Origin of the sequence: Altererythrobacter sp. CAU 1644, assembly GCF_029623755.1 — a bacterium.
Classification (GTDB): Bacteria; Pseudomonadota; Alphaproteobacteria; order Sphingomonadales; family Sphingomonadaceae; genus Erythrobacter; species Erythrobacter arenosus.
This window is the reverse complement of record NZ_CP121106.1, coordinates 2,418,003-2,444,869: the sequence shown is the minus strand read 5'-3', so window position 1 is coordinate 2,444,869 and position 26,867 is coordinate 2,418,003. Positions and strand designations below refer to the sequence as shown.

The window sequence follows — 26,867 nt, the reverse complement described above, 5'->3', positions numbered from 1 at the left end:
TCGCGCAAGCGGTGCCTTTTTCATTTCTCCCGCAATCATGAACTGATCTTTGAGCGCACGCGACGGGCCGACCCAGTCGATCAGCACAACCTTCCGCTAACTTGCACCTTGCCCCGCCTCTGCTAAAGCGCGCGCAACCCATCCAAGACAGATCCAACAGCAAGGTCCGCTATGCAGAAAATTCAGGTGAAGAACCCGGTCGTCGAACTCGATGGCGACGAGATGACCCGCATCATCTGGCAATGGATCCGCGAACGGTTGATCCTGCCTTATCTCGATGTCGACCTGAAATATTACGACCTGTCGGTCGAGAAGCGCGACGAGACCGATGACAAGATCACCGTCGACGCGGCCAATGCCATCAAGCAATATGGCGTTGGCGTGAAATGCGCGACGATCACTCCTGACGAGGCTCGCGTCGAGGAATTCAACCTCAAGAAGATGTGGAAGTCGCCCAACGGCACGATCCGCAACATCCTCGGCGGCGTGGTCTTCCGCGAACCGATCGTGATCGACAACGTGCCGCGTCTGGTACCCGGCTGGACCGATCCGATCGTGGTCGGTCGTCACGCTTTCGGCGACCAATACCGCGCCACCGATACTTTGATCCCTGGACCGGGCAAGCTGCGCCTCGTCTATGAAGGCGACGACGGCGAGAACCTCGACCTCGAGGTCTTCGATTTCCCGAGCGCGGGCGTCGCCATGGCGATGTACAATCTCGACGATTCGATCCGCGACTTCGCGCGCGCCAGCTTCAATTACGGACTGAACCTCGGCTGGCCTGTTTACCTGTCGACCAAGAACACGATCATGAAAGCCTATGACGGCCGCTTCAAAGACCTGTTCCAGGAAGTGTTCGACACCGAAGGCTTCGCCGAGAAGTTCAAGGAAGCGGACATCGTCTACGAACACCGCCTGATCGACGACATGGTCGCCTCGGCACTGAAGTGGAACGGCAAGTTCGTCTGGGCTTGCAAGAATTACGACGGCGACGTCCAGTCGGATACGGTCGCCCAGGGCTTCGGTTCGCTTGGGCTCATGACCTCAGTCCTGATGTCGCCCGATGGCAAGACCATCGAGGCTGAAGCTGCCCATGGCACCGTCACCCGCCACTTTCGCCAACACCAGCAAGGCAAGGCGACTTCGACCAATCCGATCGCCAGCATTTTTGCCTGGACGCGCGGCCTCATGTACCGCGGAAAGTTCGATGGAACGCCCGACGTCGTGCGCTTTGCCGAGACGCTGGAAAAGGTCTGCATCCAGACTGTCGAGTCTGGCCAGATGACCAAGGATCTTGCGCTGCTGATTGGCCCCGAACAAAGCTGGATGACCACCGAGCAGTTCTTCGAGGCGATCGTTACCAACCTCGAGAAGGAAATGGCTGGCTGGGCGTGAAACATTTGCCCCGCTCCGGCATTGCTCTTGATGTAGGTTCGGAGCGGGGCACAACTGGTGGCTAGGCAAGTAGGCAAGAAGCGACCTTCGGCGCGTTCGGGGGGCGAGAAGCTGGGCAAGGCGCGTCTCGTCGTGCGCAAGGCCATGATCAAGGACATTCGCGGCATCGCTGCGCTGGTGCGCCGCGCCTATACCGAGCTACCGCCATACAAGCAGAGCGAAATCCGCGGGCAAATCAATAACTTTCCCGAAGGTTGTTTCGTCGCGCTGCTCGATGAAGAGATCGTCGGCTATTGCGCCTCGATGCAATTGCCCGAACCGGTCGTGTTTGCGCCGCATGACTGGGACGAGATCTCTGGCAATGGCTATGGCAGCCGCCACGATCCGACCGGCGACTGGCTCTATGGCTACGAGATGTGCGTCGACCCGCAGGTGCGCGGCGTGCGGATCGGACGGCGCCTTTACGAGGAACGCCGCGCACTGGCCGAAGATCGCGATCTCGCCGGGATCGTGTTCGGTGGCCGGATGCCCGGATATGACCGTGCCCGGCGGCGCAAGAACAACAGCGTCGAAAGCCCGCAGGACTACCTCGATCAAGTGCTCGAAGGTAAGATCCAAGATCCGGTCCTGCGCTTCCAGCTAGCAAATGGGTTTGAGCCCGTTGGCATTCTCGAAAAGTACCTGCCCGAAGACAAGCAATCGCGCGGCCACGCGGTGAAGATGGTCTGGCGCAACCCCTATGTCGAACACGACCAGCCGGTGAAGAAGCGCCTCCCGCGCGGCGTCGAGGCCGTGCGCGTCGCGACTTGCCAATTGCAGGCCCGACAGGTGAAGGACTACGAGGAGTTCCTGCGCGCGATCGAGTATTTCGTCGATGTCGCATCGGATTACGAGAGCGACTTCATCGTTTTTCCCGAGCTCTTCACGCTGATGTTGCTCAGCTTCGAAGAGAAGGAACTGTCGCCGATGGAGGCGATCGAACGCCTCTCTGAATACACCCCGCGGCTGAAAGCCGACATCTCCGACATGGCGATGCGCTACAACATCAACATCATCGCCGGTTCTCACCCGACGCGAATGGACGACGGCGATATTCACAATGTCGCCTATGTCTGCCTGCGCGATGGCTCTGTTCACGAGCAGGAAAAGATCCACCCCACCCCCAACGAGCGCTACTGGTGGAACATCAAGGGCGGCGACAAGATCGACGTGATCCAGACCGATTGCGGCCCGATCGGAGTACAGATCTGTTACGACAGCGAATTCCCCGAATTGAGCCGCAAGCTGGCCGATGAGGGCGCGCGGATCATCTTTGTGCCGTTCTGCACCGACAGCCGCCAGGGTTACTTGCGCGTCCGGTATTGCGGGCAGGCACGGGCGATCGAGAACCAGTGCTTCGTGGTTCTGTCGGGCAATGTCGGCAACCTGCCCAATGTCGCCAACATGGATATCCAGTACGCCCAGAGTTGCATCCTCACGCCATGCGATTTCCCCTTCGCGCGCGACGGCGTCGCTGCCGAGGCCAGCGAGAATGTCGAAACGCTGACCATCAGCGATATCAATCTCGCCGACCTCAGCTGGGCCCGCGCCGAGGGCACCGTTCGCAATCTGGCGGACCGCCGGTTCGACCTATACCGAATCGAATGGGACGAAGAGGGCGACCACCCGGGCAAGACCCGACCGCGAGCCGAACCCCTCGGCCCCTCGACTGTTGGCGGAGGCTAAATGCGCGGGTGACAGCGCTCCTGCCGCTGTCTAGGTACCCGTTGTGGCTGGCGAAATAGCACCCTCCCCCATGCTTTCCGACGCGCTGGTGATTCTCGGCGCTGCCGGCATCGTCATACCTGTCTTTACCCGGTTCCGGATCACGCCCGTCATCGGCTTCATCCTGATCGGGATCGCTGTCGGACCGTATGGGTTGGGCAAGCTGGTCTTTGAATATCCCTGGCTGGCGCACATAACGATATCCGATCCGGACGGCCTGGAGCCATTCGCCGAGTTCGGGATAATCCTGCTGCTGTTCACCATCGGACTGGAGCTGAGCTTCAATCGATTATGGCAGATGCGACGACTGGTTTTCGGTCTCGGGGCACTGGAACTGATCATCATCGGCATCGCCCTTGCCGCTGTACTTTCGATGATGGGTCAATACTGGACCGGCGCGCTCGCGCTGGGGTTCGCCCTCGCGTTCTCGTCGACAGCTATCGTGCTGCCGATCTCGGGAACGCAATCGCCCGTCGGACGTGCGGCCCTGTCGATGCTGCTGTTCGAAGACATCATGATCGTCCCGATCGTGTTCGTCCTCGGTGCAATGGCGCCCTATGCGCAATCCGAGGGGTGGGAAGGCCTGGTCGACACGCTGTGGCAAGGCGGGCTGGTAGTCGTCGCCCTGTTGGTCCTGGGCCGCATCGCCCTGCCCCGGCTGTTCGCTCAGGCCGCACGCACGAAGAGCCCTGAATTGTTCCTCGCCGCGTCGCTGTTGGTCGTGATCGGGGCGAGTCTTGCGACCGCTGCCACCGGACTGTCGCCCATCGTCGGTGCGTTGATCGCCGGCCTGCTGATCGCCGAGACCGAATACCACGGCGAAGTCGAAGGCATCATGGAACCGTTCAAAGGATTGGCGTTGGGGATCTTCCTGATCACGGTCGGCATGAGCATCGACCTGATGACCGTCTGGGCCAATCTGGGGATGATCCTTGGCGCCGTTGTGCTGGTGCTGGTATTCAAGGCCAGCGTAACCGGACTGCTGCTGCGACTGATGGGCGCACGGCGCTCGACGGCCGCGGAGACCGGTGTGCTCATGGCCAGCCCGAGCGAGACTACCTTGATCGTTCTCGCGGCCGCGAGTTCGGCAATGCTTATCCAGCCTGGAACAGCGCAGTTCTGGCAGATCGTCACCGCTATCGGGCTAACGATCACTCCCCTCCTCGCTCGTCTCGGCCGCGTCATTGCTCGCCGCGTCGAACCTGTGCCCGAGCTACCGGAGGACGACGGTACCGAGCCCCGCACCATCATTATCGGTGCAGGCCGTGTCGGTCGACTGGTTGCGGACATGCACAAGGCCCACAATCGACCCTATGTCGCGATCGATTTCGATGCCGACATGATCGCGAAGGCCAAGCGGCTCGGGTATCGAGCGACCTTTGGGGATGCGGCCCGGGGCGACGCGCTCACCCGCCTGGGAATCGAAAGCGCCCCGGCAGTCGTCCTGACGATGGATGAGCCGGTGCTCGCACAACGACTCGTATCCAAATTACGCAAGGAACATCCGGAACTGCTGATCGTGGCCCGCGCCCGCGACACCAATCACGCGGCCGAGCTATATCGTGCAGGCGCCAGCCATGCAGTGCCCGAAACGCTCGAAAGCTCGCTCCAGCTTTCGGAAGCCGTGCTGGTCGATATCGGCGTTGCGATGGGACCGGTGATCGCTTCTATCCACGAGAAGCGCGACGAATTCCGAGAGCAGCTCGAGCGCGAGGGGCACCTCGACTATCGACCGAAGCTCCGCACCAGCAACGTCGAGGCGTAAGTCGGAACTAACGCGCGCGCGTAACGGTGACCTCGGCGTCACCTGGCCCCGATATTGTCACCTTGCGACCTCTCGGGATCTCGACCACCCGGTTAAACCCGAAAGTATCGTTGCCCTGACCCTCGCACGCATCGAGCGCCCTGGTCCAACTGAATGAGATGTTGAACTTGTCGGGTTCCTGCGACCAGTTGGCCCGCGAGATATTCAAGTTGAGCGAAGTGCTTGAATTGGTCGCATCCGCTGTCGATCCAGGCTTGCTAGCGCAGGGTTCGGTGAACTCATTTTTCGACTGCGAGTAATAGGCATTGCCGTATTGCGGGCCCAACGTCAGTGTGCCTGACCAGAGGATATCAGCCGATGCGCGAATTTCGACGCTGACGGTTTCCACTTCGCCGCCGGTCTGGCTTGGAGCCAGGACCGCCCGAGTCTCGATGACATCCTGATCCTGTGCCAGAGCGGGCCCTGCTACGAGCGCGAGCGCAGCCAGAATTGCGCATGACCTCATGACTCGTCTCCACCTGTCTATGACAGGGGGATTGTCGGGTCAGGAGCTTAATACCGCCTTTACCGCCGCGATCGCCTCGGCCGCCTTGCTCCCGTCAGGGCCGCCGCCCTGCGCCATATCGGGGCGACCGCCGCCGCCCTTGCCGCCAAGCGCCTCCACACCGGCACGAACCAGGTCGACCGCGCTGAAACGATCGGTCAGATCATCAGTCACTGCCGCCGCAAAGGCTGCCTTGCCCTCGTTGACAGCGCAGATTGCCGCGACCCCCGAACCCAGGCGGTTCTTCGCATCGTCCAGCAGCGGGCGCAGTTCCTTGGGATTGAGTCCCTCGATCACCTGCCCGCTGAACTTGACCCCGCCGATCTCCTCATCGGCAGCAGCCTGAGCATCGCTCGACCCACCCCCGCCAAGCGCGAGCGCCTTCTTGGCGTCAGCGAGTTCCTTTTCCAGACGCTTGCGCTCGTCGAGCAGGGCCGCAATCCGGCCGGGGACTTCCTCTGGCGTGGCGCGGATCGCACCGGCTGCCTCCTTGAGCGCCTCCTCGCGTTCGACGAGCCAACGGCGCGCTGCTTCTCCGGTCAGCGCCTCAATGCGGCGCACGCCCGAACTCACGGCGCCCTCGGACACAATCCGGAACACCCCGATATCGCCGGTCGCCTTGACATGCGTGCCGCCGCAGAGTTCGACCGAATAATTGCGGCCTTCACCGCCCTTGCGCCCCATCGAGAGCACACGGACTTCGTCGCCGTATTTCTCGCCGAACAGCGCCAGCGCACCCGCCTCGACCGCCTCGTCGGGACTCATCAATGTGGTGCCGACAGGCTCGTTGGCGCGGATCTCGGCATTCACTTCGGCCTCGATCGCGGCGATATCCTCGGCCGAGAGCGGCTTGGGATGCGAGAAGTCGAAGCGGAAGCGATCGTCTGCCACCAGCGAACCCTTCTGCGTCACGTGCCCGCCCAGCTGGTTGCGCAGCGCCGCATGGACGAGATGGGTGGCGGAGTGGTTGGCACGAATGCGGTCGCGGCGGGCGACGTCGACCTCGAGATGGATCGTGTTGCCCACGGCAATCTCGCCCGCCTCGACCGTCACATGGTGGGCATGCAAGCGGCCGAGCGGCTTGCCGGTATCCGTTACGCGAGCGCGCAGCCCCGCATTGTTCGAGATCGTTCCGGCGTCGCCAGTCTGGCCGCCGCTTTCCCCGTAGAAGGGGGTCTGGTTGGTGAGGACGACGACTTCGTCGCCGGCCTGCGCCGACTGGACCTCCGCACCGTCCTTGACGATGGCGACGACATTGCCTTCGCCGCTGGTCGACGTGTAGCCGGTGAATTCGCTCGCGCCTTCGCGTTCGGCGATGTCGAACCACACTTCACTGTCGGCAGCCTGTCCCGACCCCTTCCACGCAGCGCGCGCGGCGGCCTTCTGGCGCTCCATTGCGGCATCGAAACCGGCCCGGTCGACGCCGATCCCGCGCGAGCGCAGGGCATCCTCGGTCAGGTCATAGGGGAAACCGTAGGTATCGTAGAGCTTGAACGCGGTCTCGCCATCGAGTTCGCCGCCGTCACCCATGCTGCCGGTCGCTTCGTCGAGCAGGCGAAGACCCTTTTCGAGCGTCTTGCGAAACTGCGTTTCCTCGCGCTCGAGAACTTCCTCGATCAGCGCCTGTCCGCGCTGTAGTTCGGGATAGGCCTGGCCCATCTCGGTGACCAGCGCCGGTACGAGCCGGTGCATCAGCGGCTCCTTTGCGCCGAGCAGATGGGCATGGCGCATGGCCCGGCGCATAATACGGCGCAGGACATATCCGCGCCCTTCATTCGAGGGCAGCACGCCATCTGCCATCAGGAAACTGGTCGAGCGCAGGTGATCGGCGATGACGCGATGGCTGGCCTGTTGCTCGCCCTCGGCCTTAACGCCGGTCAGCCCTTCGCTCGCCGATATCAGCGCCTTGAAGGTATCCGTGTCGTAATTGTCGTGCACGCCCTGCATGACCGCGGCGATGCGCTCGAGGCCCATGCCGGTATCGATCGACGGCTTGGGCAGTTCGCCGGTGATCTCGTCTGCGGTCTGCTCGAACTGCATGAAGACGAGGTTCCAGATCTCGACGAAGCGATCGCCATCCTCGTCCGGACTACCTGGAGGGCCGCCGAAAATATGATCGCCGTGGTCGAAGAAGATTTCCGAGCACGGACCACAGGGGCCATCCGAACCCATCGCCCAGAAATTGTCCTTGGTCGGGATGCGAATGATGCGTTCTTCGGGCAGGCCCGAAATCTTGCGCCAGAGGTCGAAGGCCTCGTCATCCGTGTGGTAGACTGTCGCGGTCAACCGCTCGGGCGAGATGCCCCATTCCTTCGTCAGCAAGGTCCAGGCATGGATGATCGCCTGCTCCTTGAAATAATCGCCGAAGGAGAAGTTGCCGAGCATCTCGAAGAAGGTGTGATGCCGGGCGGTATAGCCGACATTGTCGAGGTCGTTGTGCTTGCCTCCGGCGCGTACGCACTTCTGCGAACTGGCGGCGCGCGGCGCAGGCGGGGTTTCCAGCCCGGTGAAGGCATTCTTGAACGGGACCATGCCCGCATTGACGAACATCAGCGTCGGGTCGTTGTACGGCACGAGCGGCGCGCTCGGCACTTCGGCATGGTCGTTGCCGCCAAAGTAATCGAGGAAGGACCGGCGGATATCGTTGGTAGACGTCATGTCAGCGCAGTTAGGCGTTCGCAGCGGCAGCGACAAGCCGCGTTTTGGCCTCAATTTGTAGAGGCTGTGACGATCCAGACCGAGGCCATCATGGCTACCTTGCCGTCGCGAAGATTGCTCGCCGCGAGTTCGGCGATCTTCGCGCGAATGGGCGGGCGCTCTTCCTCGGGCATTCCCGCCAGCGCGCGCGCGGCAGGACCGATGCGGTTGAAATAGGCGCAAGCGTCCCCGACCGGGTCTACCCCCGCTCCCGCTATCATCTCAAAGTCGATCCGCTCGAACTCGATGTCCCGCCAGCCCGCGTCCGTCAGAATGCTCGCGACGCGATCTCTGTCGGCAAAGGCGAACGGTCCCGGGGCCGTGGGGTCGGCCAGGTCCTCGCCCTTGGGCAACAACGCACCGATCTGCGTGAAGAACGGGTTGTCGGACAGCGAGCGGAAACATGAGAAGGTGAGCGCCGCCCCTAAGGGTGATGCGGCCGCGCGCAAATTCTCGAATGCCGCTACGGGGTCATCGAAGAACATCACACCGTGGCGCGAAAACAGTGATTGCGGTCGCGCTTCCTCGGGAGGAGTCCATCTGCCAGCGTCATGGATCTCGAACGCGAGGTTGGACGAACCGCCGGCTCGTTCGCGTGCGGTGGCGATCAGCGATTCATTGACATCGACGCCCAGTACCTGCGCCTCTGGCCGGGCGCCTGCGACCCGTATCGACAACTCGCCTGCGCCGCACCCGATATCGAGCGCATGCGTGAATTCGCGCCGCAGCACCCGGTCAACCAATTGCGGCGTAAGATTGCTGAAGCTACGATCCGTCCGGAGCCATTCGCTCGCCCAGGTCTCCCCGACCTGTCCTTGCCAATCCTCGATACCCGGCATTTCAGCTCCTCTTGAGATGTCGTGTCCAAGCTGGCGTGGCGCAATCACCGCCAAACTGCAATTGGCAATCCCGCACGGCCGCGCAGAGCCAACGAAAAACCGGCGCGGCTACCGCAATGGCAGCGCGCGCCGGCTTTCCGTGTTCCCGGGAGCCGCTACGGCACCCGCTTGAGGATCAGTCTTCGGGGCTCGCGTCCGGACCCGTCATCATCTCCTCGGCGACCTTGTCGGTGCGGCCGCGGATGGCGGCTTCCAACTTGTCGCAAACTTCAGGGTTCTCCTTGAGATAGGTCTTCGCATTCTCACGGCCCTGACCGATGCGAATGCTGTCATAGGAGAACCAGCTACCGGACTTCTCGACCAGCCCCGCCTTGACGCCGAGGTCGAGGATCTCGCCGATCTTCGAAATACCCTCGCCGTACATGATGTCGAACTCGACCTGCTTGAACGGAGGGGCAACCTTGTTCTTGACCACCTTCACCCGGGTCGCATTGCCGACGATCTCGTCGCGATCCTTGATCTGGCCGGTGCGGCGGATGTCGAGGCGAACCGAGGCATAGAACTTGAGCGCGTTGCCGCCGGTCGTAGTCTCGGGATTGCCGTACATAACGCCGATCTTCATGCGCAGCTGGTTGATGAAAATCACCATGCACTTCGAACGGTTGATCGACCCGGTAAGTTTGCGCAGCGACTGGGACATAAGGCGCGCCTGGAGGCCGACATGGGAATCACCCATCTCGCCTTCAATTTCGGCGCGGGGGACAAGCGCCGCCACCGAGTCGACCACCAACACGTCGACCGCATTGGAGCGGACCAGCGTGTCGGTAATTTCAAGAGCCTGCTCGCCCGTGTCGGGCTGCGAGACGATCAGTTCGTCGATATCGACGCCGAGCGCTTTGGCGTAGACGGGGTCGAGCGCGTGTTCGGCATCGACGAAGGCAGCGGTGCCGCCATTCTTCTGCGCTTCCGCAATGACGTGCAGCGCCAGTGTCGTCTTGCCCGAGCTTTCAGGTCCATAAACTTCGATAACGCGGCCCTTGGGCAGGCCGCCGATACCCAGTGCAATGTCCAGCCCGAGCGATCCGGTCGAAATCGATTCGACATTCATCGCTTCCTTCGAGCCCAGCTTCATGGCCGAACCCTTGCCGAACGCACGGTCGATCTGTGCAAGCGCAGCCTCGAGCGCCTTCTGACGATCCACGGAGTTTTCCTTTTCTACCAGCTTGAGATTCGCGGACATCGCATGGCCTCCTTCACTTGCCTAGGGGCCGCCATCGGTTATCGACCACCCCATCTGTAGGAATGCGATGTATCTGCTTTGTTCCAAAAGAACAAGAGCGGAACAAATTTTTTTCACGCAGCATGCAGCGGTGCGGAGATCCGCCTATTTCTTCCCCGACCTGCGCATGACCATGGCGACCTTGTCGCTGATCTCCTGAACGCTGAACGGCTTGGGCATGAAATGCATGTTGGGGATATCAATATCCTTGCGCAGCTGCTCCTCGGCATAGCCTGACATGAACAGCACCGGCAGCTGCGGCTTGAGCTTGCGAATACCGCGCGCCATCGCGGGGCCATCCATACCCGGCATCACCACGTCGCTGACCACGAGGTCGAAGCTTTCGCCCTTCTCGACCTGCGCCAGACCCTCTTCGCCATCGGCGCAAGCGACCACCTCGTATCCTGCGCGAGTCAGGGCGCGTTCGGCCACGGCGCGGACCATATCCTCATCTTCGACCAAGAGCAGCCTGCCACCGCCCGACCACTCGCTCGATTGCTCGGGCTCTGGCGCAGGTTGCTGGCGCAAGGGTATCTCGCCCTTGTGGACGGGGAGATAGATCGTGAAGCGCGCGCCGACGGGGTCGCCGCTGCTGTTCTTCACATTATCGGCGAAGATGAAGCCGCCCGACTGCTTGACGATCCCGTAGACTGTCGAAAGGCCGAGGCCGGTGCCCTTGCCTTGCTCTTTGGTAGTGAAGAACGGCTCGAACAGCTTCGGCAATGCCTCAGGCGGGATGCCGCCACCGTTATCCTGCACAATCAGGACGGTGTAATCGTCAGCAGGAAGGATCTCGGAACCCATTTGCTGGACCTGGCTCGAGTTGATTCGCCGTGTCAGCAGTGAAATCCGCCCCGCACCGTTCCCGCGCGACTGGATTGCATCGCGGGCGTTGACGGCGAGGTTCATGATGACCTGCTCGAGTTGTTGCGGGTCCGCCCTGACCGGCCCAAGATCGCGATCGTGCTGGACGTAATAGTCGATCTTGTTGCCGATCAGCCGCGTGATCAGCGGGCTTACCTCGCTTACCACATCGGGCAATTGGAGGATCTCCGGTCGCAGGGTCTGCTGGCGCGAGAAGGCCAGCAACTGTCGCGTCAGCGACGCGGCCCGGTTTGAGTTGGCGCGGATCTGCTGGATATCGTCATAGTCGCTGTCGCCCGGCGTATGGCGCAGCAGCATGAGATCGCAGGTCCCGATGATCGCGGTCAGGACATTGTTGAAGTCATGCGCGACGCCGCCAGCGAGTTGGCCGACAGCCTGCATCTTGGTCGCCTGCGCGACCTGCCGCTTGAGCTGGGTTTCCTCGCTGGAGTCGGCAAGGCTCAAGAGCACTGCCGCTTCACCTAACCCACGAACCCCTGCCAGGCCGAGCGACACCGGTTCCTCAGGGCTCGACACGAGGCGAATGGCCATGTCCCCACTTGTCGCAGGTCCGCGACCGTGGCGCCTGACCGCATCGGACAACGGCCCCTTGTCCTCCCGCACGACGAGGTCGGTCGGAAATGCCGGGAGGCCACGCTCTTCACGATCGATGGAACGCAGGAAAGCGTCATTGCCGAACAGGAACCGCCCATCGCGATCGGTCATCGCAAGGCCGAGGGGCAGACGAGAAAGAAGCGCCTCCAGCTGGGCAACACCGGCCTGTGACGACCCGTCCCAGCTGCTGCCGATACCCACCCCGCTATCGACCAGAAGCATAAGCGACTGGCCCTGGTCAGGGCCCTTGGCATTACGATGCTCGGGCGCGTCGAGAGGGACGTGGATCAGCGTCTGCGGTGTTCCGCCCCGCCCCTCGCGAGCGAAAAAAATCCGATCGCGCTCATCGCTGCGCAGGAAGCCGACAAAGTCCTGCCCGGCCAGTGTAGCCTCGGCATCACCCGCTGCACGCTCGGCAAATCCCGTGCTCACGCTCTTGATGACGCCGTCGGGCGAAGTAACCACAGCCTCGATCCCGGAGCGTGACAGCATGCGGCCGAGCGGACCGGTTACGTCGATTTCCGCCCGGACCTCGCCAACTTCACGCTCCATCGGCCGGATTCGCCACACGAGATGATCTTCGCCCCGCCCTGCTCGCTCGGCACTGATCGACCAGCGCGGCTCGAAACTCTCGGTTTCGCCGAGCCCGTGCGCCACTGCCGATCCTTCGCGCCAGGCTTCGCGAGCAAGTCGTACAAGCGCTTCGAGTTCAGCCTGTTCCAGCGGCAGGTTCGGGGGCGCGCTTTGCGCCCCGAACCATTCGACGAACGTGCCGTTGGCGCAGGCCAGCCGATTGGCCCGGTCAGTAATCGCGATCGCTTCGCCGGGCTGCTCGATCGCTGCCACGGTCACTGACCAGTCGGGTGCCGCGACGACGTCGACCTCGACCGACTGGCGCAACATCTCCACCATCGCGAACCCGCCCACCAACAGAACGAGGCCGAAAAGATAGGCGAGAGCCACCAACCACGACCCTGAGATACCGAGCAGCGCAACTGCCGTCACAAGCATGGCGACGGCGAGTCCGCCCAACAGCACCGCAGGGCGATCGCCCTGCATCTTCGCCAAGGCCCTCATCCTTCCTTGGCCCCGAGCCTGCTGTCCAGCCGAGCTTCCATCTGCCGCAGGCGGCGTGCGCGCTTGCGTGCGACGATGAAGCGCCAGCTGAAGCTCGCGACCAGGTAGCCGACCGCCGCGCCGACGACGGCAAGAACGATAAAGCCGAATACGGTGACCAAGACGGTCACTCCCGCGCTCTCGAACAATTCGATCAGCCAGGACCAGCGTCCGCTTGCAATTTCGGTCTGTGCGGCGCCACCAGTTGCAGCGCTATCGATCTTCAGGATGAAGGAGCCAAGGCGATTGGCGACCACCGCCCAGAAGGGGAAGGTGAAGGGGTTGGTGATGAAGGTGACGAGCGCAGCCAGCGGCACATTGGCCCGTGCCGGTAAGGCCATGAAGGCGGCCAGGAAAATCTGGCCAACCGGGATTATGAAGCCGGCGAAAACGCCCAATGCCACCCCTCGCGGAACGCTGCGCCGCGTGAAGCGCCAGAGCTCAGGAGTGAGGAACCGATGCGCGATGGGCGCAAGGTACTTGTTTCGCGCCATTTCTTCGCGCGAAGGCATATATTTTCGGAGGCTGTCCGCCAGCCAGGTTTTCGATCGCAAAGAGCTCATGTCCTTGGCCCCGCCTTGCTCCGCTCGAGGTCATTTCGCAAGTGCGAAGGGGGGAATTTCGGCAAAGCGGGCATCCTTATCGACATGGGCATTGCGTACCCGATGCGAAAGGGGGGGCTTCAGCCCTTCTCGCGCATCAGTCGCGCCTTGTCGCGCTTCCAGTCGCGATCCTTGATCGACTGACGCTTGTCATGGGCCTGCTTGCCCTTGGCCAAGGCCAGTTCGACCTTCGCCCGCCCGGTCTTGTTGAAGTAGATCGAGAGCGGGATCAGCGTCATGCCCTTGCGCTCCACTGCACCGAACAGCTTGTCGATCTCGCGCGCATTGAGCAGCAATTTGCGCGGGCGACGGGGCTCGTGGTTCAGGCGGTTGCCGTGGCTGTATTCGGGGATGTTGGCGTTGATCAGCCAGATTTGCCCATCGCGTATCTCGGCATAGCTTTCGGCAATGGAAGCCTCGCCCGCGCGCAGGGCCTTCACTTCCGTTCCTTGTAGGGCAAGGCCCGCCTCGAACTTCTCGTCGATCGCGTAATCGAACCGCGCGCGCCGGTTCTCGGCGACGGTCTTCTGCTTGTCGAAGGTTTCGGGTTTGGGACGGGCCATGGTGCGGCGCCATGTAGGGAAGGAAGCGGTCGAGGAAAACCCCCAGCGGGAACACGCCCAATGGAATCCGCTTGTCGAAGCCGCCCTGCCGCGTAACACTGCGTCGAGGGGAGAACGCAATGATAGCTGGCAAAATCGACCGACGAGCAGTCCTCGCTGGCATGGCGGCCGCACCGCTCATCGCTGCGAGCGACGTGGTCGCGCCTTTTGGGCGCGGACCGGTCACGGTGTTCGAAGCTCGCAAGATCGTCACCATGTCGCGTTCATATCCAAATGCCAGGTTCATGGCGGTCGCGGATGGCATGGTGCTCGGCCTCGCCGACAGCATCGATGCACTGGGGCCATCATGGACGGCGGGGCGCGAACACAGGCTTGACCGACGGTTCGCGGACAAGGTGATCTTCCCCGGCCTGATCGACCCGCACATCCATCCGATGCAGACCGCGGTCATGTTGCCGGTGCCGTTCCTGGCGCCCGACGATTGGGTGCTGCCTTCGGGAAGATGGCCGGGCGTCAGCGGCGAGGACGCCTATCGCGAGCGGCTGAGCCAGATCGTGCGCGACACACCCGGCGATCCGCTCATCGTTTGGGGCCATCACGAGCTGTTCCACGGCCCCTTGGGGCGGCCCGAGCTTGATGCCATCTCGCCGGAACGACCCCTGCTCGTGTGGCAGCGCAGTTTTCACGACATCTACGCCAACACGGCTGCTCTCCAGTGGATGGGCCTGGCGGAAGAGGGAGCGTTCAACGCCGCCTTGGCTGCGGCGCAGGCACAGGCCGATCACGGCGACCATGCCCGTGGCATGTTTTCTGAGACCGCACTCGGGGTCGCGATCGCCAAGCTGCAGCCGGTGCTACTCGCTCCGGACAAGCTGCAGCAAGGTTTCGCCGGTCTTCTCCAGATGATGCATGCGCGCGGCGTCACGACGACCAGCGACCTTGCGACGGGCATCTTCGCCCGTTTCGATACCGAAGCGGGGCTCATCGCGCGCGCTTTCGGGACTGAGGCTCCGACCGCTCGCGTCAACCTGATGCCGATCGGTGCGGAAATCGATGCGGTGGACGATCTCGACGCGTGGCTAAGCACTGCCCGCGAAAAATTCACCCGCGACAACGTGCTGCTCAAGCGCCGCGTCAAACTCTTCGCAGACGGGGCTTTCTTTGCGCAGAATATGCGGATGGGGGCGCCGGGGTACACGGACGGTCACCTGGGCAAGTGGCTCACCGAACCGCAAAGACTTACCGAACAGATGCACCGCTACTGGACCGCCGGGTTCGACCTGCACATCCATGTCAATGGTGACGAGGGAGCCGAGGCGGTGCTGGAGGGCCTAGGCAAGCTGGCGCCGCGCCGCGGGCAGGACATAGTGCTCGAACACCTCGGATATTGCACGGAGGCGCAGATCCGGCGGATCGCACGGATGGGGCTGATGGTCTCGGCCCAGCCGAACTATATCCGCGTGCTGGGCGAGGCCTATTCGAAACGCGGCTTCGGACCCGATCGCGCAGCGCTGATGAACCGGCTCGGCTCGCTCGAACGCGAGGGGGTGCCGCTCGGCCTGCACAGCGATTTCAATATGGCGCCGATCGACCCATTCTACCTCGCCTGGATCGCGCAGACTCGCGAGGGACTCGATGGGGTCGTGCGCGGTCCTGAGGAACGCGTCTCGCGTGACAAGGCGCTGCGGGCAATCACCATTGAGGCGGCGCAGGTGATCGGCATGGATGGCGCGGTCGGCTCACTCGCTGCGGGCAAGAAAGCCGATTTCGTCGTGCTTGATGATGATCCCTACGAGGTCGAGATCGGCACCATGAAGGAGATGCCGATCACTGCGACCGTGTTCGAAGGGCGCATCTAGCGTCCTAGACCAGCCCCGCGTGCTCCAGCGCCTCGTCGACCGCCTTGCGGCTCGCCTCGCTCGCGTTGACCAGCGGCAGGCGGACGTCGCATTCTAGCCAGTCGTGCACCCGGGTCAGCGCATACTTCACCGGCGCCGGACTGGCGTCCGAGAACATCGCGTAGTGCAGCGGGAACAGGCGGTCGTTGATCTCGCGCGCCTTGACCAGATCGTTGGCCGCAATTGCTTCGTGGAACTCAGCGCATAGTGCCGGCGCGACATTCGCCGTCACCGAAATGCATCCCGATCCGCCAGCGGCCGAATGCGGCAACCACAGCTCGTCATTTCCAGACAGCTGGCAGAAATCGTGATCGAGCCCCATGCGGTGATCGGCCACGCGTGAAAGGTCGCCGCTGGCATCCTTGATGGCGACAATGCGCTTCGGGTACTTCTTGACCAGTTCGACGACCGTTTCGTCCTCGATGTCGGTGACCGTGCGCGCGGGCACATTGTAGAGTACGATCGGCAGATCGCTGTTTTCGGCGAGGAAGCTGAAATGCGCGATCAGCCCGGCCTGGCTTGGGCGGTTATAATACGGTGCTACGCAGAGCCCGGCCTTTGCTCCGGCCTTCTTGGAGAAATTCATATGCAGCAGCGCATTGCGCGTGTCGTTGCTGCCGCAGCCTGCAATCACGGGGACGCGACCCGCCGCCTGTTCGATACATACCTCAATCACCCGGTGGTGTTCGGCATTGGACAGCGTCGATGCTTCACCAGTGGTTCCACAAGGCACGAGCGCGCTGCTACCGTTCTCGATCTGCCAGTCGACCAGCTTGCGGAATGCCGATTCGTCGAACGCTCCGTCGCGAAAAGGAGTCACTAGGGCCGGAATCGATCCGCTGAACATTGCCGTTGTCCTTCGTATTACCCCAAAAACGCACGAAAAATTATGGAACGCCGCAATGGGATCGAACGTTTATTCAGCGCCTGATAAGGAGGGGCCACCCAGAATGTCCAGCATGGTTCGTAAATCTCTCATCTGTCTCGCCCTCGCCGGTACCAGCGCGCTCGCGCTTACAGCGCCCGTGGCGGCGCAAGACCGCGTGCAAATGACCGTCCAGCCGACCAACACGATGTCGCTGGCGGTGAGCCAGTGGGAATATCTGACCAAGAGCGACAGTCTGGGTTTTGCCGACTATTCCAGCTTCGTTCTCAGGCATCCAGGCTTTCCCAAGGAAGCCTTGCTGCGTACCCGCGCCGAAAACGCGCTCGACCGTGAATCGCCTTCCTCGCAGCAGTTGGTCGCTTTCTTCGACAGGAACCCGCCACTCACCAACACAGGCCGGGCGCGCTATGCATTGGCGCTTCAGGCATTGGGTCGGCCCGAAGCCAGGGAGATGGCTCGCGAGGCATGGCGCAGCGGTGTGATGGGCGAAACGGCCGAAGCCTATCTGGTCGGCATGTTCTCATCTTCCTTCACGCAGGAAGACCATGACGCGCGCATGGAGGCGTTGCTGTGGCAGGGTGCGGCCGACGCCGCCAAGCGCCACCAGTCACGCATCTCTTCGGCCAAGCGCGGACTTGCATCGACCCGGCTGACCTTGCTGGAAGACGAGTTTGCGACCGGGGAAGTGGAATTCTCACGCGAAGCGCTGCAGGATCCCGGTGCTGTCTACAACCTGGTTCGCCACTATCGGAAAAAGGGCAAGATCGACCGGGCCATCTCGATCCTTTCGTCGCGCCCGACCTTTGCCATACCCGCTCACGATGGCGAGGACTTCATCGCTGAGGCGCTGACCGTCGCCAAGAGCGCCAGCACCTCGCAGGCCGTGGCGATCGCGAGCAAGGTCGACGATGTCTTCGCTCCGGGGACCGACATCAGCGAGGGTTCTTTCCGCCTTCGCGACAAATACACCGACCTCATGTGGCTGGGCGGGACCAAGGCGTTGTGGAGCATGGGCAATGGCCGCTCGGCCGCGCCGCTGTTCTATCGCTATGGGATGGCGGCCAAGACGCCGCTGACCCGCTCGAAGGGTCTCTATTGGGCCGGTCGGGCCGCTCGGCAGGGTGGCGACGAAGCCAAGGCGCGTGAGTATTTCGCCGCAGCCGGCAAATATGCCGACCAGTATTACGGCCAGCTTTCGCTGGATGCGATCGGTCAGAAGATGCCGCAATTCGTTGAAGCGACCCAGGTGCCGCCGACTGAAGCGGAGAAATCCGCGTTCAAGTCCGATCCGCTGGTTCAGGCGCTGCGTGCCATCGCGAAGGGCCGGCGCGACTGGCGCACCGAACGCGCCTATTTCGAAACCCTGGCCGAGAAGGCCGACACTGCGGGCAAGATGGCGCTGGTCGCCGATCTCGCGCGCGAATTGAATCTCAATGAGTTCGCGGTCGTCGCGGGCGCAACCGCCCCTGAGAACGGACTGTTCGGGTTCGAGCGGCTGGGCCACCCCACCGTCTCCGTTCCCTACGGCACCGACTGGACCATGGCGCATGCGATCATGCGGCAGGAAAGCGAGTTCGACCGCAATCGTGTCAGCCATGCAGGCGCGCGCGGGATGATGCAGTTGATGCCGGGTACGGCGCGCGAACAGGCGGGCAAGATGGGCATGAATTACATGTCGGCCAGCCTGACCGAGGACCCGCAGTACAACATCCGGCTGGGCGACGCCTATTTCCGCCGCCTGATGGACTATTATGGCGGCGCATATCCGCTCGCCATCGGTGCCTATAATGCGGGGCCGGGCCGCGTGAACCAATGGCTGCGTGCCAATGGCGATCCGCGTACCGGCGCGATCGACTATGTCACCTGGATCGAGAAGATTCCGGCGAATTTCGAGACCCGCTATTACATCATGCGCGTGCTTGGTAATGCAGTCACTTATGACAACATGCACCCCAATCGGGCACCGGGCGGCAAGCCGCGCACGATCGCCGATTTCCTGCGCTAGTTCGTTCAGTCGATGAAGGTCGCGGGTGACCCGATCACGCCGCAAGGCATGTCTGCGCTCAAGGCGCGTTACGATCACCTGCTAGGCAAGGAACGCCCAGAGATCGTCGAGATCGTCAGCTGGGCAGCCGGTAACGGCGACCGCAGCGAAAACGGCGATTATCTCTACGGGCGCAAGCGCATGCGCGAAATCGATCGTGAACTGGCGCATCTTGCACGCCGGATGAAGGTATTGCGGGTGGTCGACCCTGCTGAGCAGGTCGACCGGGCGAAAGTGTTCTTCGGGGCCACGGTGACGCTTGCTGACGAGGACGACAATCAAAAGGTTGTCACGATCGTCGGCGACGACGAACAAGATGCTGGTAAGGGGCGTATCGGATGGAACTCGCCCATGGCACGGGCGCTGCGCGGCGCATCGCTGGGGGATTTGCGGACCGTGAGGCTTCCCTCTGGTGCCAAGGAATGGGAAGTCATCGCGATAAGCTATGACTAGGCGCGCTTCCCCTATCCTCCTTGCCGGACTGCTGGCGGTCGTCTCCGTGCAGGTTGCGGCCAAGGACAGTCTGGGCGTGTTTTCGGGCTGGGCGGCCTTTCGCGATGCCTCAGTGCCGCGCTGCTACGCAATCGCCAAACCGGAAGTCCCGACCCGGCAGCGCGATCTCGACCGCCGCGAGTACGTTCCCTATGCGACCGTCGGATCCTGGCCGAAGCGGCAGTTGCGCAACCAGCTCCACTTCCGGCTATCTCGCGAAATGGCAAAGAACGCGCGAGCCACGCTGACACTTGGCGGCAGGAGCTTCGCGCTTACGGGGGGCGGTGGCGACGCCTGGGCAAAGGACAAGGCCATGGATGCCGCGATCATAGCGGCGATGCGCTCGGCCAGCAGGATGAGCATCAGCGCCGTCGACAAGCGCGGAAACCGCTTCGCCGACCGCTACGACCTGAAAGGTGCAGCTACCGCGATCGACGCGGCAACTCTGGGCTGCTCGCGCCGCTGACAAGCAAAGGGCCGGAGATGCAATGCACCCCCGGCCCCGTGTGCTTCTGCGTGTTTCCTATCAGAAGCGGAAACCGACGCCCGCCATCACCTGGTGGCGATCGAGATCGACGTCGAAACGTTCGCTGTCGGGCAGGTCACCGTCAAAATCGACCTCACCTTCCTGGTAGTTCGAATAGCGATACTCGAGTTTGATGAAGGTGTTCGGGTTCATGGCGTATTCCACGCCAGCACCGGCGCGCCAGCCATCGAGGTCGAAGTCCTGGCTCAGCTCGGTGACGCCGTCATTCGAGAGGACGTTGAGCTTGGCATTGGTGTAGCCGCCCTTGGCATAGAGCAGCAGGTCGGGCTGAACCTTCGCGCCGATGCGCGCGCCAAGATACAGGTCGCGACCGGCATCGACCCGGCCAAAGCCGAAACCTTCGAAGTCACCGTTGTCGAATTCGGTCTTGGCCGAGGAATCGACCCATTCGCCTTCCAGACCGACGACGGCGCTACCGAGATCGAAGTCGTAGCCGATACCGACACCATAGCTGACGCCATCGATGTCCTGGTCGTTGTTGTCGTTGCCGTCATCGTCGACGCTGCTGCCGGCCTGCATTACATCGTAACCGACCAGAGCTTCGACGCGCGGACCAGTGAAGCTGCCATCGGTGTCTTGAGCCATCGCCGGGGCGGCAATGGTCAGGGCAGAACCAGCGGCCAGAAGGGTTGCGAACTTCTTCATTTCATTACTCCATTTGTTTTATCGCGACGCATGACTCTTTGCGTCGTGGACCCCCTCAACGACGCCAGACGCAAATTGGTTTCATGAACGTGAGACAACAGGAAACTGTTGTATTTTAGACACTTATGGGTCGATATTCCGAGAGATTTTGGCGACAAACCGTTGGGAACCGGAACCGAGGACCCGCGTTTTGCGCGCCCGCTTACGAGACTTGGCGGCACGACCAATCGGCACTATATGCGCCCCTCCCATGGCCGATACCGACCTCATGCCGATCGCCGGACAGGTGGATCCCGTTCCCGTCGCGCGTGACATCACGCCGCGTGCCGATGGTCGTATCGATCTGATCGGCCTGCCAAAGGCGCGTATCCGCGAACTGTTCGAAGAGGCCGGGCTCGACGCAAAGCAGGCCAAGCTGCGCGCCAAGCAGGTGTTCCACTGGCTCTATCATCGCGGTGTGACCGATTTCGAGGCGATGACCGATATCGCCAAGACTATGCGCCCTTGGCTTGCCGAACGCTTCGTGATCGGCCGCCCCGAGGTTATCGAGGCGCAGCATTCGACCGATGGCACGCGCAAGTGGCTGCTCCGCACCGCCGACGGCCACGATTTCGAGATGGTCTTCATCCCCGATGCGGATCGCGGGACGCTATGTGTTTCTTCACAGGTCGGCTGCACGCTCAATTGCCGCTTCTGCCACACCGGCACGATGAAGCTGGTGCGCAACCTCACCCCCGGCGAAATCGTGGGACAGGTCATGCTCGCGCGCGATGCGCTGGGCGAATGGCCCAAGGGATCAATGGCGGGGCTCGACGATGCTGAGGACGCCGGGCACTACTCGGCTGATGGGCGCCTGCTCACGAATATCGTAATGATGGGCATGGGCGAGCCGCTCTATAATTTCGACAACGTCAAGGGCGCCCTCCAGCTAGTGATGGACGGCGACGGCCTTGCCCTGTCCAAGCGCCGCATTACCTTGTCTACGAGCGGCGTGGTGCCAATGATGGACAAGTGCGGCGAGGAAATCGGCGTCAATCTCGCGGTTTCGCTCCATGCGGTAACCAAGGATGTCCGCGACGAAATCGTGCCGATCAACAAGAAGTACGGCATCGAGGAATTGCTGCAGGCCTGTGCCGACTATCCCGGCGCCAGCAATGCGCGCCGCATCACCTTCGAATATGTGATGCTGAAGGACAAGAATGACAGCGACGAGGACGCGCGCGAACTCGTCCGCCTGCTGCGCCAGTACAAGCTGCCCGCAAAGGTCAACCTGATTCCGTTCAATCCCTGGCCCGGCGCTGCCTATGAGTGTTCCACACCCGATCGGATCAAGCGCTTCAGCGACATTGTGTTCGAAGGCGGAATCAGCGCACCGGTCCGCACCCCCCGCGGGCGCGACATCGACGCGGCTTGCGGCCAGCTCAAGACTTCCGCGGAAAAGAAGAGCCGCGCCCAGCGGGACCGAGAAGCGGCGGAAGCGGCAGCAACCGCCGAATGAAGATCGCCGTCGACGCCATCTGCGCAGGATCGGCGGCCACTCTCCCATCCGGCAGCACGAGCGCAATAAGCAAGCAGCCGCTCAAAGGCGTGGTCACGATTGGTGAGCGCGGGATCGAGATCGATACCCAGGTTGACCGCAAGCATCACGGCTATCCCGCAATGGCGCTGCATCACTATCCGCACGACAACTACGCCTGGCTACGGCACCACTTCGGCGCCCTGCCCCGGCTCGATGGCCCCGGTTCGATGGGCGAGAACATCTCGACCATCGGGCTCACCGAACATGATGTCCTGATCGGCGATCGTTTCCGGCTCGGCAGTGCGCTGATCGAGGTCACCCAGCCGCGCCAGCCCTGCTCCACCATCGAACAGCATCTTGAGGCCAAGGGGATCGTCAAGGCGATCGTCGCCAGTGGCCGCAGCGGGTGGTTCTATCGTGTGCTGGAGCCCGGCACCGCACAGGCCGGCGATGCGCTCGAGCTGGTCGAGCGCGGGCACGCCGGCTGGAGCGTCGCCCGTGCTGGATTGGCTGTGTACGGACCGAATCGTGCTCCCGATTCGGAGCTGCGCGAACTGGCTTCGCTGGAACGTGTTTCGGACCGGCACATCGGCGATATCAACAAGCGCCTCGGCGTCTGACGGCGCCACAATTCATCGCCCATCGGCGCACCGTTCATCGCAAAAAACCGGTTTACCCTCAGCGTTCATCTGGCGTTGTGGAACGATGAACGAGAAGAGCGTTCAATCCGTATCAGAGAAACGGAAGGGACAAGAATAATGAAAAAGATCGCACTTACCTTTGCCGCTGCCACTATGGCGCTAACCGGTCTGGGGACCGCCGCGCCGGCTGCAGCCGATCCGCCGCCCTGGGCACCCGCCCACGGCAAGCGCGCGAAAGATCGCGCGATGTACGACAGCTATGGCCGTTACTACGAGCCGCGTCGCATCACCCGCGACAGCTACATGTGGCGTGGGCGCGATGGCCGTTATTACTGCAAGCGCGACAATGGCACGACCGGACTGGTGATCGGTGCCGGCGTCGGAGCGCTCGCCGGGCATGAACTTGCCGGTCGCGGCGACAAGACCCTCGGTGTGATCCTGGGTGGTGCCGTCGGTGCCGTGCTGGGCCGTGAGATCGACCGCGGTAGTCTGAAGTGCCGCTAAGCTAGACGCAGCGGTCTGGAAAAAGGGGCGCGTCCACTTGCGGTGGGCGCGCCTTTTTCTTTGTCTCAGGCAAATTCGGGGAGCAGTCCCTGTGAGCTCACGGTTGTGCTGGTGCCCCCGATCCAGGCGCTGCCTGCGCCATCATCCTCACAGATGATGAGACCGTCCGCGCCGATCTTGCGCCCTTGGGCTGCACGATAGGCACTCAGCGCCAAGCCGCTGCGAAACAGGTGCAGTGCGACCCCGGCGTTGAAGCTTCCCGTTACCGGGTCCTCGCGGAATCGCCCGACCGTATCGGAGAAGAACGCGCGGATTTCCCAATCGACCGGCGAACCTTCGCCGCCAGGACCAGCCAGCCCAATATCCGTACCTAGCGGCGCCTTGGGCGCGGGATCCGCAGCAAGAACATCGGCATCGGACCGCAAGCGCAGGAGTTGCCATTCCGGGCCGTTAGACACGTGAACCGCCTCCACCACCGCATCAGGGTCGACCCCCGTCAGCCGGATCGCTTCGGCCCGCTCATCCTCTGTCATCGGGCCGTACCTGGTGAATTCGGGCGCGCGGAACGCGAGCCGATCGCCATCGCGCTTCACTTCGACCAGGCCGACGCCGCATTCCTGCACGATCACATCGCCGCGCTTCGGAGTGCTACCCATCTCCAACCAGGCGTGACAACTGCCGAGTGTCGGGTGTCCGGCAAACGGCAACTCACCGCCCGGATAGAAGATGCGTACGCGGTAATCGGCGGCGGGATCGGTCGGCGGGAGCAGGAACGTAGTTTCGGAGAAGCCCAACCACTGGGTCAGCCTCAGCATCTGTTCCGCGGTCATATCGTCTGCGCCATGAACCACGCCCAAGGGGTTCCCGCTGAGCGGTCCTGAGCCGAAGACATCCACCAGATCGAGTTTCATCGCGCGTTCCTTTTGCCGGGTTGATCAACGCAACCTAGGCAATCCCGGCCAAAACTGCTCAATAGAAAAAATGGCTAGACCAGCGGTTTTGGTAACAGGGGGAGCAGCTCGGATCGGAGCCGCGATCGCGCGAGCCTTTGCCGACGATGGCTGGCACGTCGTGATCCATTACCTTGGCTCAGACGACGAAGCTGAGGCGCTGGCGCGGACCCTGCCCTCGGCCGAAACGGTGCAATGCGATCTGGCCGATGCCGATGCTGCCATTCGAATGCTCGAAGACCTGTCGCATCGACTCGAAGACTGGCGCGTGTTGGTCAACTCGGCTTCGGTGTTCGAGCCCGACGATGTAACCTTGCTTGATGTCACGACGAACCGCCAGGCAATGCAGGTCAACGCCGTCACCCCCGCCCTCATGGCGCAGGTCTTCCTGTCGCGTTCGCGCAGCGCGGCAGGCTGCACGGTCATCCAGGTGACCGACCAGAAGCTGGAGAACCCGAATCCCGATTTCTTCAGCTACACCATGAGCAAGCACGCGCTGGATGCCACTATTCCCATGCTGGCGATGGGCGCGGCTGGTGAGCGGGACCGGGTCTATGGCCTCGCGCCGGGGGCGATCCTGCCGAGCCATGACCAGACGCCGGAAGAGGCGGAAAGATCGCATCGGCTCAATCCCCTGCAGCGGCGCACCGGTGCGGAGGAGGTAGCGCAGGCCGCGCTTTTCCTGGCGCAAGGCGCCCTTCGCAACGGCGAAACCCTGTTCGTCGACAGCGGCCAGCACCTGCTCCACCAGCCGCGCGACGTCATCTATCTCGCGCGCGAACAAAGCTAGGGACTGGGCCGATGAAGAAGCACGCACTCTCGACCCGGCTGTGGCACTGGCTCAACCTGATCTGCCTGGTCGTGCTGTTCATGAGCGGGCTGAACATCTCCAATGCGCACCGCTTCCTTTATTGGGGGGACTATGGCTTCGACCCGGCCGATGCATGGCTGGTAGTGCCGCGATTCCCCGGCTGGGCGACGATCCCCGATTACTACAGCCTGGCCAAGGCGCGAGACTGGCACATCCTGATGGCCTGGCCCTTCGCGCTAGGGCTGCTCTTCATGTGGATCGCCATGCTGGCAAATCGGCACTTCAAGCGCGACATCATGACGTCGCGTCGCGAGTGGAAGCCAGTCGCAGTCTGGCACGATGTCGTCCAGCACCTGAAGCTCAACTTCGAGCATGAGGGGACGAAGTACAATTTCCTGCAGAAGCTTGCCTATGGCGTCGTGCTCGGCGTGTTCCTGCCGATGATGATTCTTACTGGACTCGCCATCAGCCCCGGCTTCGAACCGGCTGCTCCCTGGTTGGTGGACCTGCTCGGCGGACGGCAAAGCGCGAGGTCGCTGCATTTCATCTTTGCCTGGGCGATATTCGCATTCTTCGTCGTGCACATCGCACTGGTGCTGCTCACCGGGCCGTTCCGGCAGATACGCGACATGATTACGGGAGGCACGACATGAGACGGCGGAATCTCCTGGCCGGCATGGCGGGACTGCTGGCGGCGGGCTGTTCGAAGGTGGCGGACAGCGAGACGGGCAAGGCGCTTTTCTCATCCGCCGAGGACTGGCATCGCAAGGCGCATCGCGCGCTGGCCGGCAAGCAGGCGCTAGCCCGGGAGTATTCGCGCGCGGACCTGTCGCCAACCTTCCGTGGAAACGGTTCGCAAACGGTCGACAGCGATGCTTACCGAGCGCAACTCGCAGATGGTTTTCCCGACTGGCGGCTGGAGGTGCGCGGGCTGGTGGATACGCCGCTGAGCCTGAGTCTCGACAATATTCGGCGCCTGCCCCAGCGCACACAGATTACCCGCCACGACTGCGTCGAAGGATGGAGCGCGATCGGCGAATGGACCGGCCCGCAACTCTCGCTACTGCTCGACGCAGCCGGAGTGCAGGAAGGTGCCAATTTCATCGTCTTCCGTTGTGCCGACAATCTCAATGGCGACGACTATTACGAAAGCGTCGACATGGTCGATGCCTATCACCCGCAAACCATCGTTGCGCATATGCTCAATGGCGAACCGCTTCCCGAGAAGAATGGCGCGCCGCTGCGGATGCGGATCGAGCGGCAGCTAGGCTACAAGCACCCGAAATACCTCACCGTGATCGAAGCGGTTGCCAGCCTCGACGAAATAGGCCGCGGCAAGGGCGGCTATTGGGAAGATCGCGCCGGCTACCAATGGTACGCGGGCATCTAGATCCTAGTCCGGATATTTTCGCTGCATCGCGTCCCAGTCGGATGCGATCATCTCTTCCAGCACCTTCATGTCCACATCGGCCAATTTGTTGATGTAGAGACAGCTTTTCCCGGTCGAATGCTTTCCCAGTTTCTTGAGCAGCGCGTCGCGCCGCTTGCCGGCGGCCTCGTCGCAATAACCGCCCATGAGGTAGAGCGAGAGCTTGGCCTTGCGCGGCGAGAAGCCGGTGCGCATCCAGTGCACGTCGCGTCCGCTGTCGTAGGTCGTCCGGTATTCGCCGTATCCAATTATCGATGGCCCCCACATCTTGGGCTTCATTCCGGTGATCTTGCGGAACAGCGCGTCCACCACCCTGGCCTCCTCGCGCCGGCGTTCGGGCTCCACGCTCGCGATGAACTCGCTCGGGTCGACGTCGGTGATCTGGGTTTTGGCCTCAGCCATTGTTCTCTCCTCTCTCGCATTGACAGCCCAGCACGCCCGTCGCAGTTTGTTGTAGG

The 26,867-nt window shown here is 62.4% G+C and carries 24 protein-coding genes; 13 read left to right on the top strand and 11 right to left on the bottom strand.

The annotated features are described in order from the left end of the window. Nucleotides 1-171: 171 nt before the first annotated feature. The 3 genes from P7228_RS12125 (at nt 172) to P7228_RS12115 (ending at nt 4,924) form a co-directional block, all read left to right on the top strand. A complete protein-coding gene (locus P7228_RS12125; RefSeq protein WP_278015500.1) occupies nt 172-1,395 on the top strand; it encodes an NADP-dependent isocitrate dehydrogenase in 1,224 nt (407 codons plus the stop codon). 144 nt (nt 1,396-1,539) lie between these two features. Then, a complete protein-coding gene (locus P7228_RS12120; RefSeq protein WP_278017762.1) occupies nt 1,540-3,120 on the top strand; it encodes a bifunctional GNAT family N-acetyltransferase/carbon-nitrogen hydrolase family protein in 1,581 nt (526 codons plus the stop codon). Nucleotides 3,121-3,163: 43 nt separating this feature from the next. Beyond that, nucleotides 3,164-4,924: a cation:proton antiporter domain-containing protein gene (locus P7228_RS12115; RefSeq protein WP_278015499.1), complete on the top strand. Its 1,761-nt coding sequence runs from the start codon at nt 3,164-3,166 to the stop codon at nt 4,922-4,924. Nucleotides 4,925-4,931: 7 nt separating this feature from the next. Here the strand turns inward: P7228_RS12115 and P7228_RS12110 are convergent, their stop codons facing one another. From P7228_RS12110 to smpB, 7 genes are all read right to left on the bottom strand, one after another. Next, complete coding sequence (locus P7228_RS12110) at nt 4,932-5,429, bottom strand: hypothetical protein (RefSeq protein ID WP_278015498.1); 498 nt, start codon at nt 5,427-5,429, stop codon at nt 4,932-4,934. Between the two features lie 39 nt (nt 5,430-5,468). After that, the gene (gene alaS, locus P7228_RS12105) at nt 5,469-8,126 is read right to left on the bottom strand and encodes an alanine--tRNA ligase (protein WP_278015497.1); all 2,658 of its coding nucleotides are present in this window, start codon (nt 8,124-8,126) and stop codon (nt 5,469-5,471) included. Nucleotides 8,127-8,176: 50 nt separating this feature from the next. Then, nucleotides 8,177-9,004 carry a class I SAM-dependent methyltransferase gene (locus tag P7228_RS12100; protein WP_278015496.1) on the bottom strand — a complete coding sequence of 276 codons (828 nt, stop codon included), beginning with the start codon at nt 9,002-9,004 and terminating at the stop codon, nt 8,177-8,179. 175 nt (nt 9,005-9,179) lie between these two features. Further along, nucleotides 9,180-10,244 (bottom strand): recombinase RecA, encoded by a 1,065-nt coding sequence (gene recA, locus P7228_RS12095; protein WP_278015495.1) that lies wholly within the window; start codon nt 10,242-10,244, stop codon nt 9,180-9,182. Between the two features lie 144 nt (nt 10,245-10,388). Then, nucleotides 10,389-12,821, bottom strand: a complete 2,433-nt coding sequence (locus tag P7228_RS12090) for a hybrid sensor histidine kinase/response regulator (RefSeq protein ID WP_278017761.1) — start codon at nt 12,819-12,821, stop codon at nt 10,389-10,391. A 14-nt stretch (nt 12,822-12,835) separates the two neighbouring features. Then, nucleotides 12,836-13,441 (bottom strand): DUF2062 domain-containing protein, encoded by a 606-nt coding sequence (locus tag P7228_RS12085; protein WP_278015494.1) that lies wholly within the window; start codon nt 13,439-13,441, stop codon nt 12,836-12,838. Between the two features lie 119 nt (nt 13,442-13,560). After that, nucleotides 13,561-14,043: an SsrA-binding protein SmpB gene (gene smpB, locus P7228_RS12080; protein WP_278015493.1), complete on the bottom strand. Its 483-nt coding sequence runs from the start codon at nt 14,041-14,043 to the stop codon at nt 13,561-13,563. Nucleotides 14,044-14,162: 119 nt separating this feature from the next. Between smpB and P7228_RS12075 the strand changes: the two genes are divergently transcribed. Then, entirely contained in the window at nt 14,163-15,902 is a 1,740-nt protein-coding gene (locus tag P7228_RS12075) for an amidohydrolase (RefSeq protein WP_278015492.1), read from the top strand. Between the two features lie 4 nt (nt 15,903-15,906). On the opposite strand, the gene dapA is transcribed toward P7228_RS12075, so the two are convergent. Then, complete coding sequence (dapA, locus tag P7228_RS12070) at nt 15,907-16,788, bottom strand: 4-hydroxy-tetrahydrodipicolinate synthase (RefSeq protein ID WP_278015491.1); 882 nt, start codon at nt 16,786-16,788, stop codon at nt 15,907-15,909. 112 nt (nt 16,789-16,900) lie between these two features. On the opposite strand from dapA, the gene P7228_RS12065 reads away from it, so the two are divergent. Genes P7228_RS12065 through P7228_RS12055 form a run of 3 tightly spaced genes read left to right on the top strand, consistent with a single transcriptional unit; the run spans nt 16,901 to nt 19,829 of the window. Further along, entirely contained in the window at nt 16,901-18,832 is a 1,932-nt protein-coding gene (locus tag P7228_RS12065; RefSeq protein ID WP_278015490.1) for a lytic transglycosylase domain-containing protein, read from the top strand. A gap of 12 nt (nt 18,833-18,844) precedes the next feature. Next, nucleotides 18,845-19,324 (top strand): transcription elongation factor GreB, encoded by a 480-nt coding sequence (greB, locus tag P7228_RS12060; RefSeq protein WP_278015489.1) that lies wholly within the window; start codon nt 18,845-18,847, stop codon nt 19,322-19,324. Further along, a complete protein-coding gene (locus tag P7228_RS12055; protein ID WP_278015488.1) occupies nt 19,317-19,829 on the top strand; it encodes an invasion associated locus B family protein in 513 nt (170 codons plus the stop codon). Before greB ends, P7228_RS12055 begins: the two co-directional genes overlap by 8 nt. 60 nt (nt 19,830-19,889) lie before the next feature. Here the strand turns inward: P7228_RS12055 and P7228_RS12050 are convergent, their stop codons facing one another. Beyond that, nucleotides 19,890-20,555: an outer membrane protein gene (locus P7228_RS12050; protein ID WP_278015487.1), complete on the bottom strand. Its 666-nt coding sequence runs from the start codon at nt 20,553-20,555 to the stop codon at nt 19,890-19,892. Nucleotides 20,556-20,805: 250 nt separating this feature from the next. Between P7228_RS12050 and rlmN the strand changes: the two genes are divergently transcribed. The 3 genes from rlmN (at nt 20,806) to P7228_RS12035 (ending at nt 23,219) form a co-directional block, all read left to right on the top strand. Next, nucleotides 20,806-22,053: a dual-specificity RNA methyltransferase RlmN gene (gene rlmN, locus P7228_RS12045; protein WP_278015486.1), complete on the top strand. Its 1,248-nt coding sequence runs from the start codon at nt 20,806-20,808 to the stop codon at nt 22,051-22,053. Next, on the top strand, nt 22,050-22,694 hold the full coding sequence (locus P7228_RS12040) for an MOSC domain-containing protein (protein ID WP_278015485.1): 645 nt from the start codon (nt 22,050-22,052) through the stop codon (nt 22,692-22,694). The genes rlmN and P7228_RS12040 overlap by 4 nt, the downstream gene beginning before the upstream one ends. A 138-nt stretch (nt 22,695-22,832) precedes the next feature. Beyond that, complete coding sequence (locus P7228_RS12035; protein WP_278015484.1) at nt 22,833-23,219, top strand: glycine zipper 2TM domain-containing protein; 387 nt, start codon at nt 22,833-22,835, stop codon at nt 23,217-23,219. A 65-nt stretch (nt 23,220-23,284) separates the two neighbouring features. Here the strand turns inward: P7228_RS12035 and P7228_RS12030 are convergent, their stop codons facing one another. Beyond that, nucleotides 23,285-24,130, bottom strand: coding sequence for a PhzF family phenazine biosynthesis protein (locus tag P7228_RS12030; RefSeq protein ID WP_278015483.1), 846 nt, complete (start codon nt 24,128-24,130; stop codon nt 23,285-23,287). Nucleotides 24,131-24,200: 70 nt separating this feature from the next. On the opposite strand from P7228_RS12030, the gene P7228_RS12025 reads away from it, so the two are divergent. From P7228_RS12025 to P7228_RS12015, 3 genes are read left to right on the top strand one after another with little or no spacing between them, the layout of a single operon-like run. After that, on the top strand, nt 24,201-24,959 hold the full coding sequence (locus tag P7228_RS12025) for an SDR family oxidoreductase (protein WP_278015482.1): 759 nt from the start codon (nt 24,201-24,203) through the stop codon (nt 24,957-24,959). Nucleotides 24,960-24,970: 11 nt separating this feature from the next. Then, entirely contained in the window at nt 24,971-25,633 is a 663-nt protein-coding gene (locus tag P7228_RS12020; RefSeq protein ID WP_278015481.1) for a cytochrome b/b6 domain-containing protein, read from the top strand. Further along, nucleotides 25,630-26,370: a molybdopterin-dependent oxidoreductase gene (locus tag P7228_RS12015; protein WP_278015480.1), complete on the top strand. Its 741-nt coding sequence runs from the start codon at nt 25,630-25,632 to the stop codon at nt 26,368-26,370. The genes P7228_RS12020 and P7228_RS12015 overlap by 4 nt, the downstream gene beginning before the upstream one ends. 3 nt (nt 26,371-26,373) lie before the next feature. Here the strand turns inward: P7228_RS12015 and P7228_RS12010 are convergent, their stop codons facing one another. Beyond that, nucleotides 26,374-26,811 carry a DUF1801 domain-containing protein gene (locus P7228_RS12010; protein WP_278015479.1) on the bottom strand — a complete coding sequence of 146 codons (438 nt, stop codon included), beginning with the start codon at nt 26,809-26,811 and terminating at the stop codon, nt 26,374-26,376. Between the last annotated feature and the right edge of the window lie 56 nt (nt 26,812-26,867).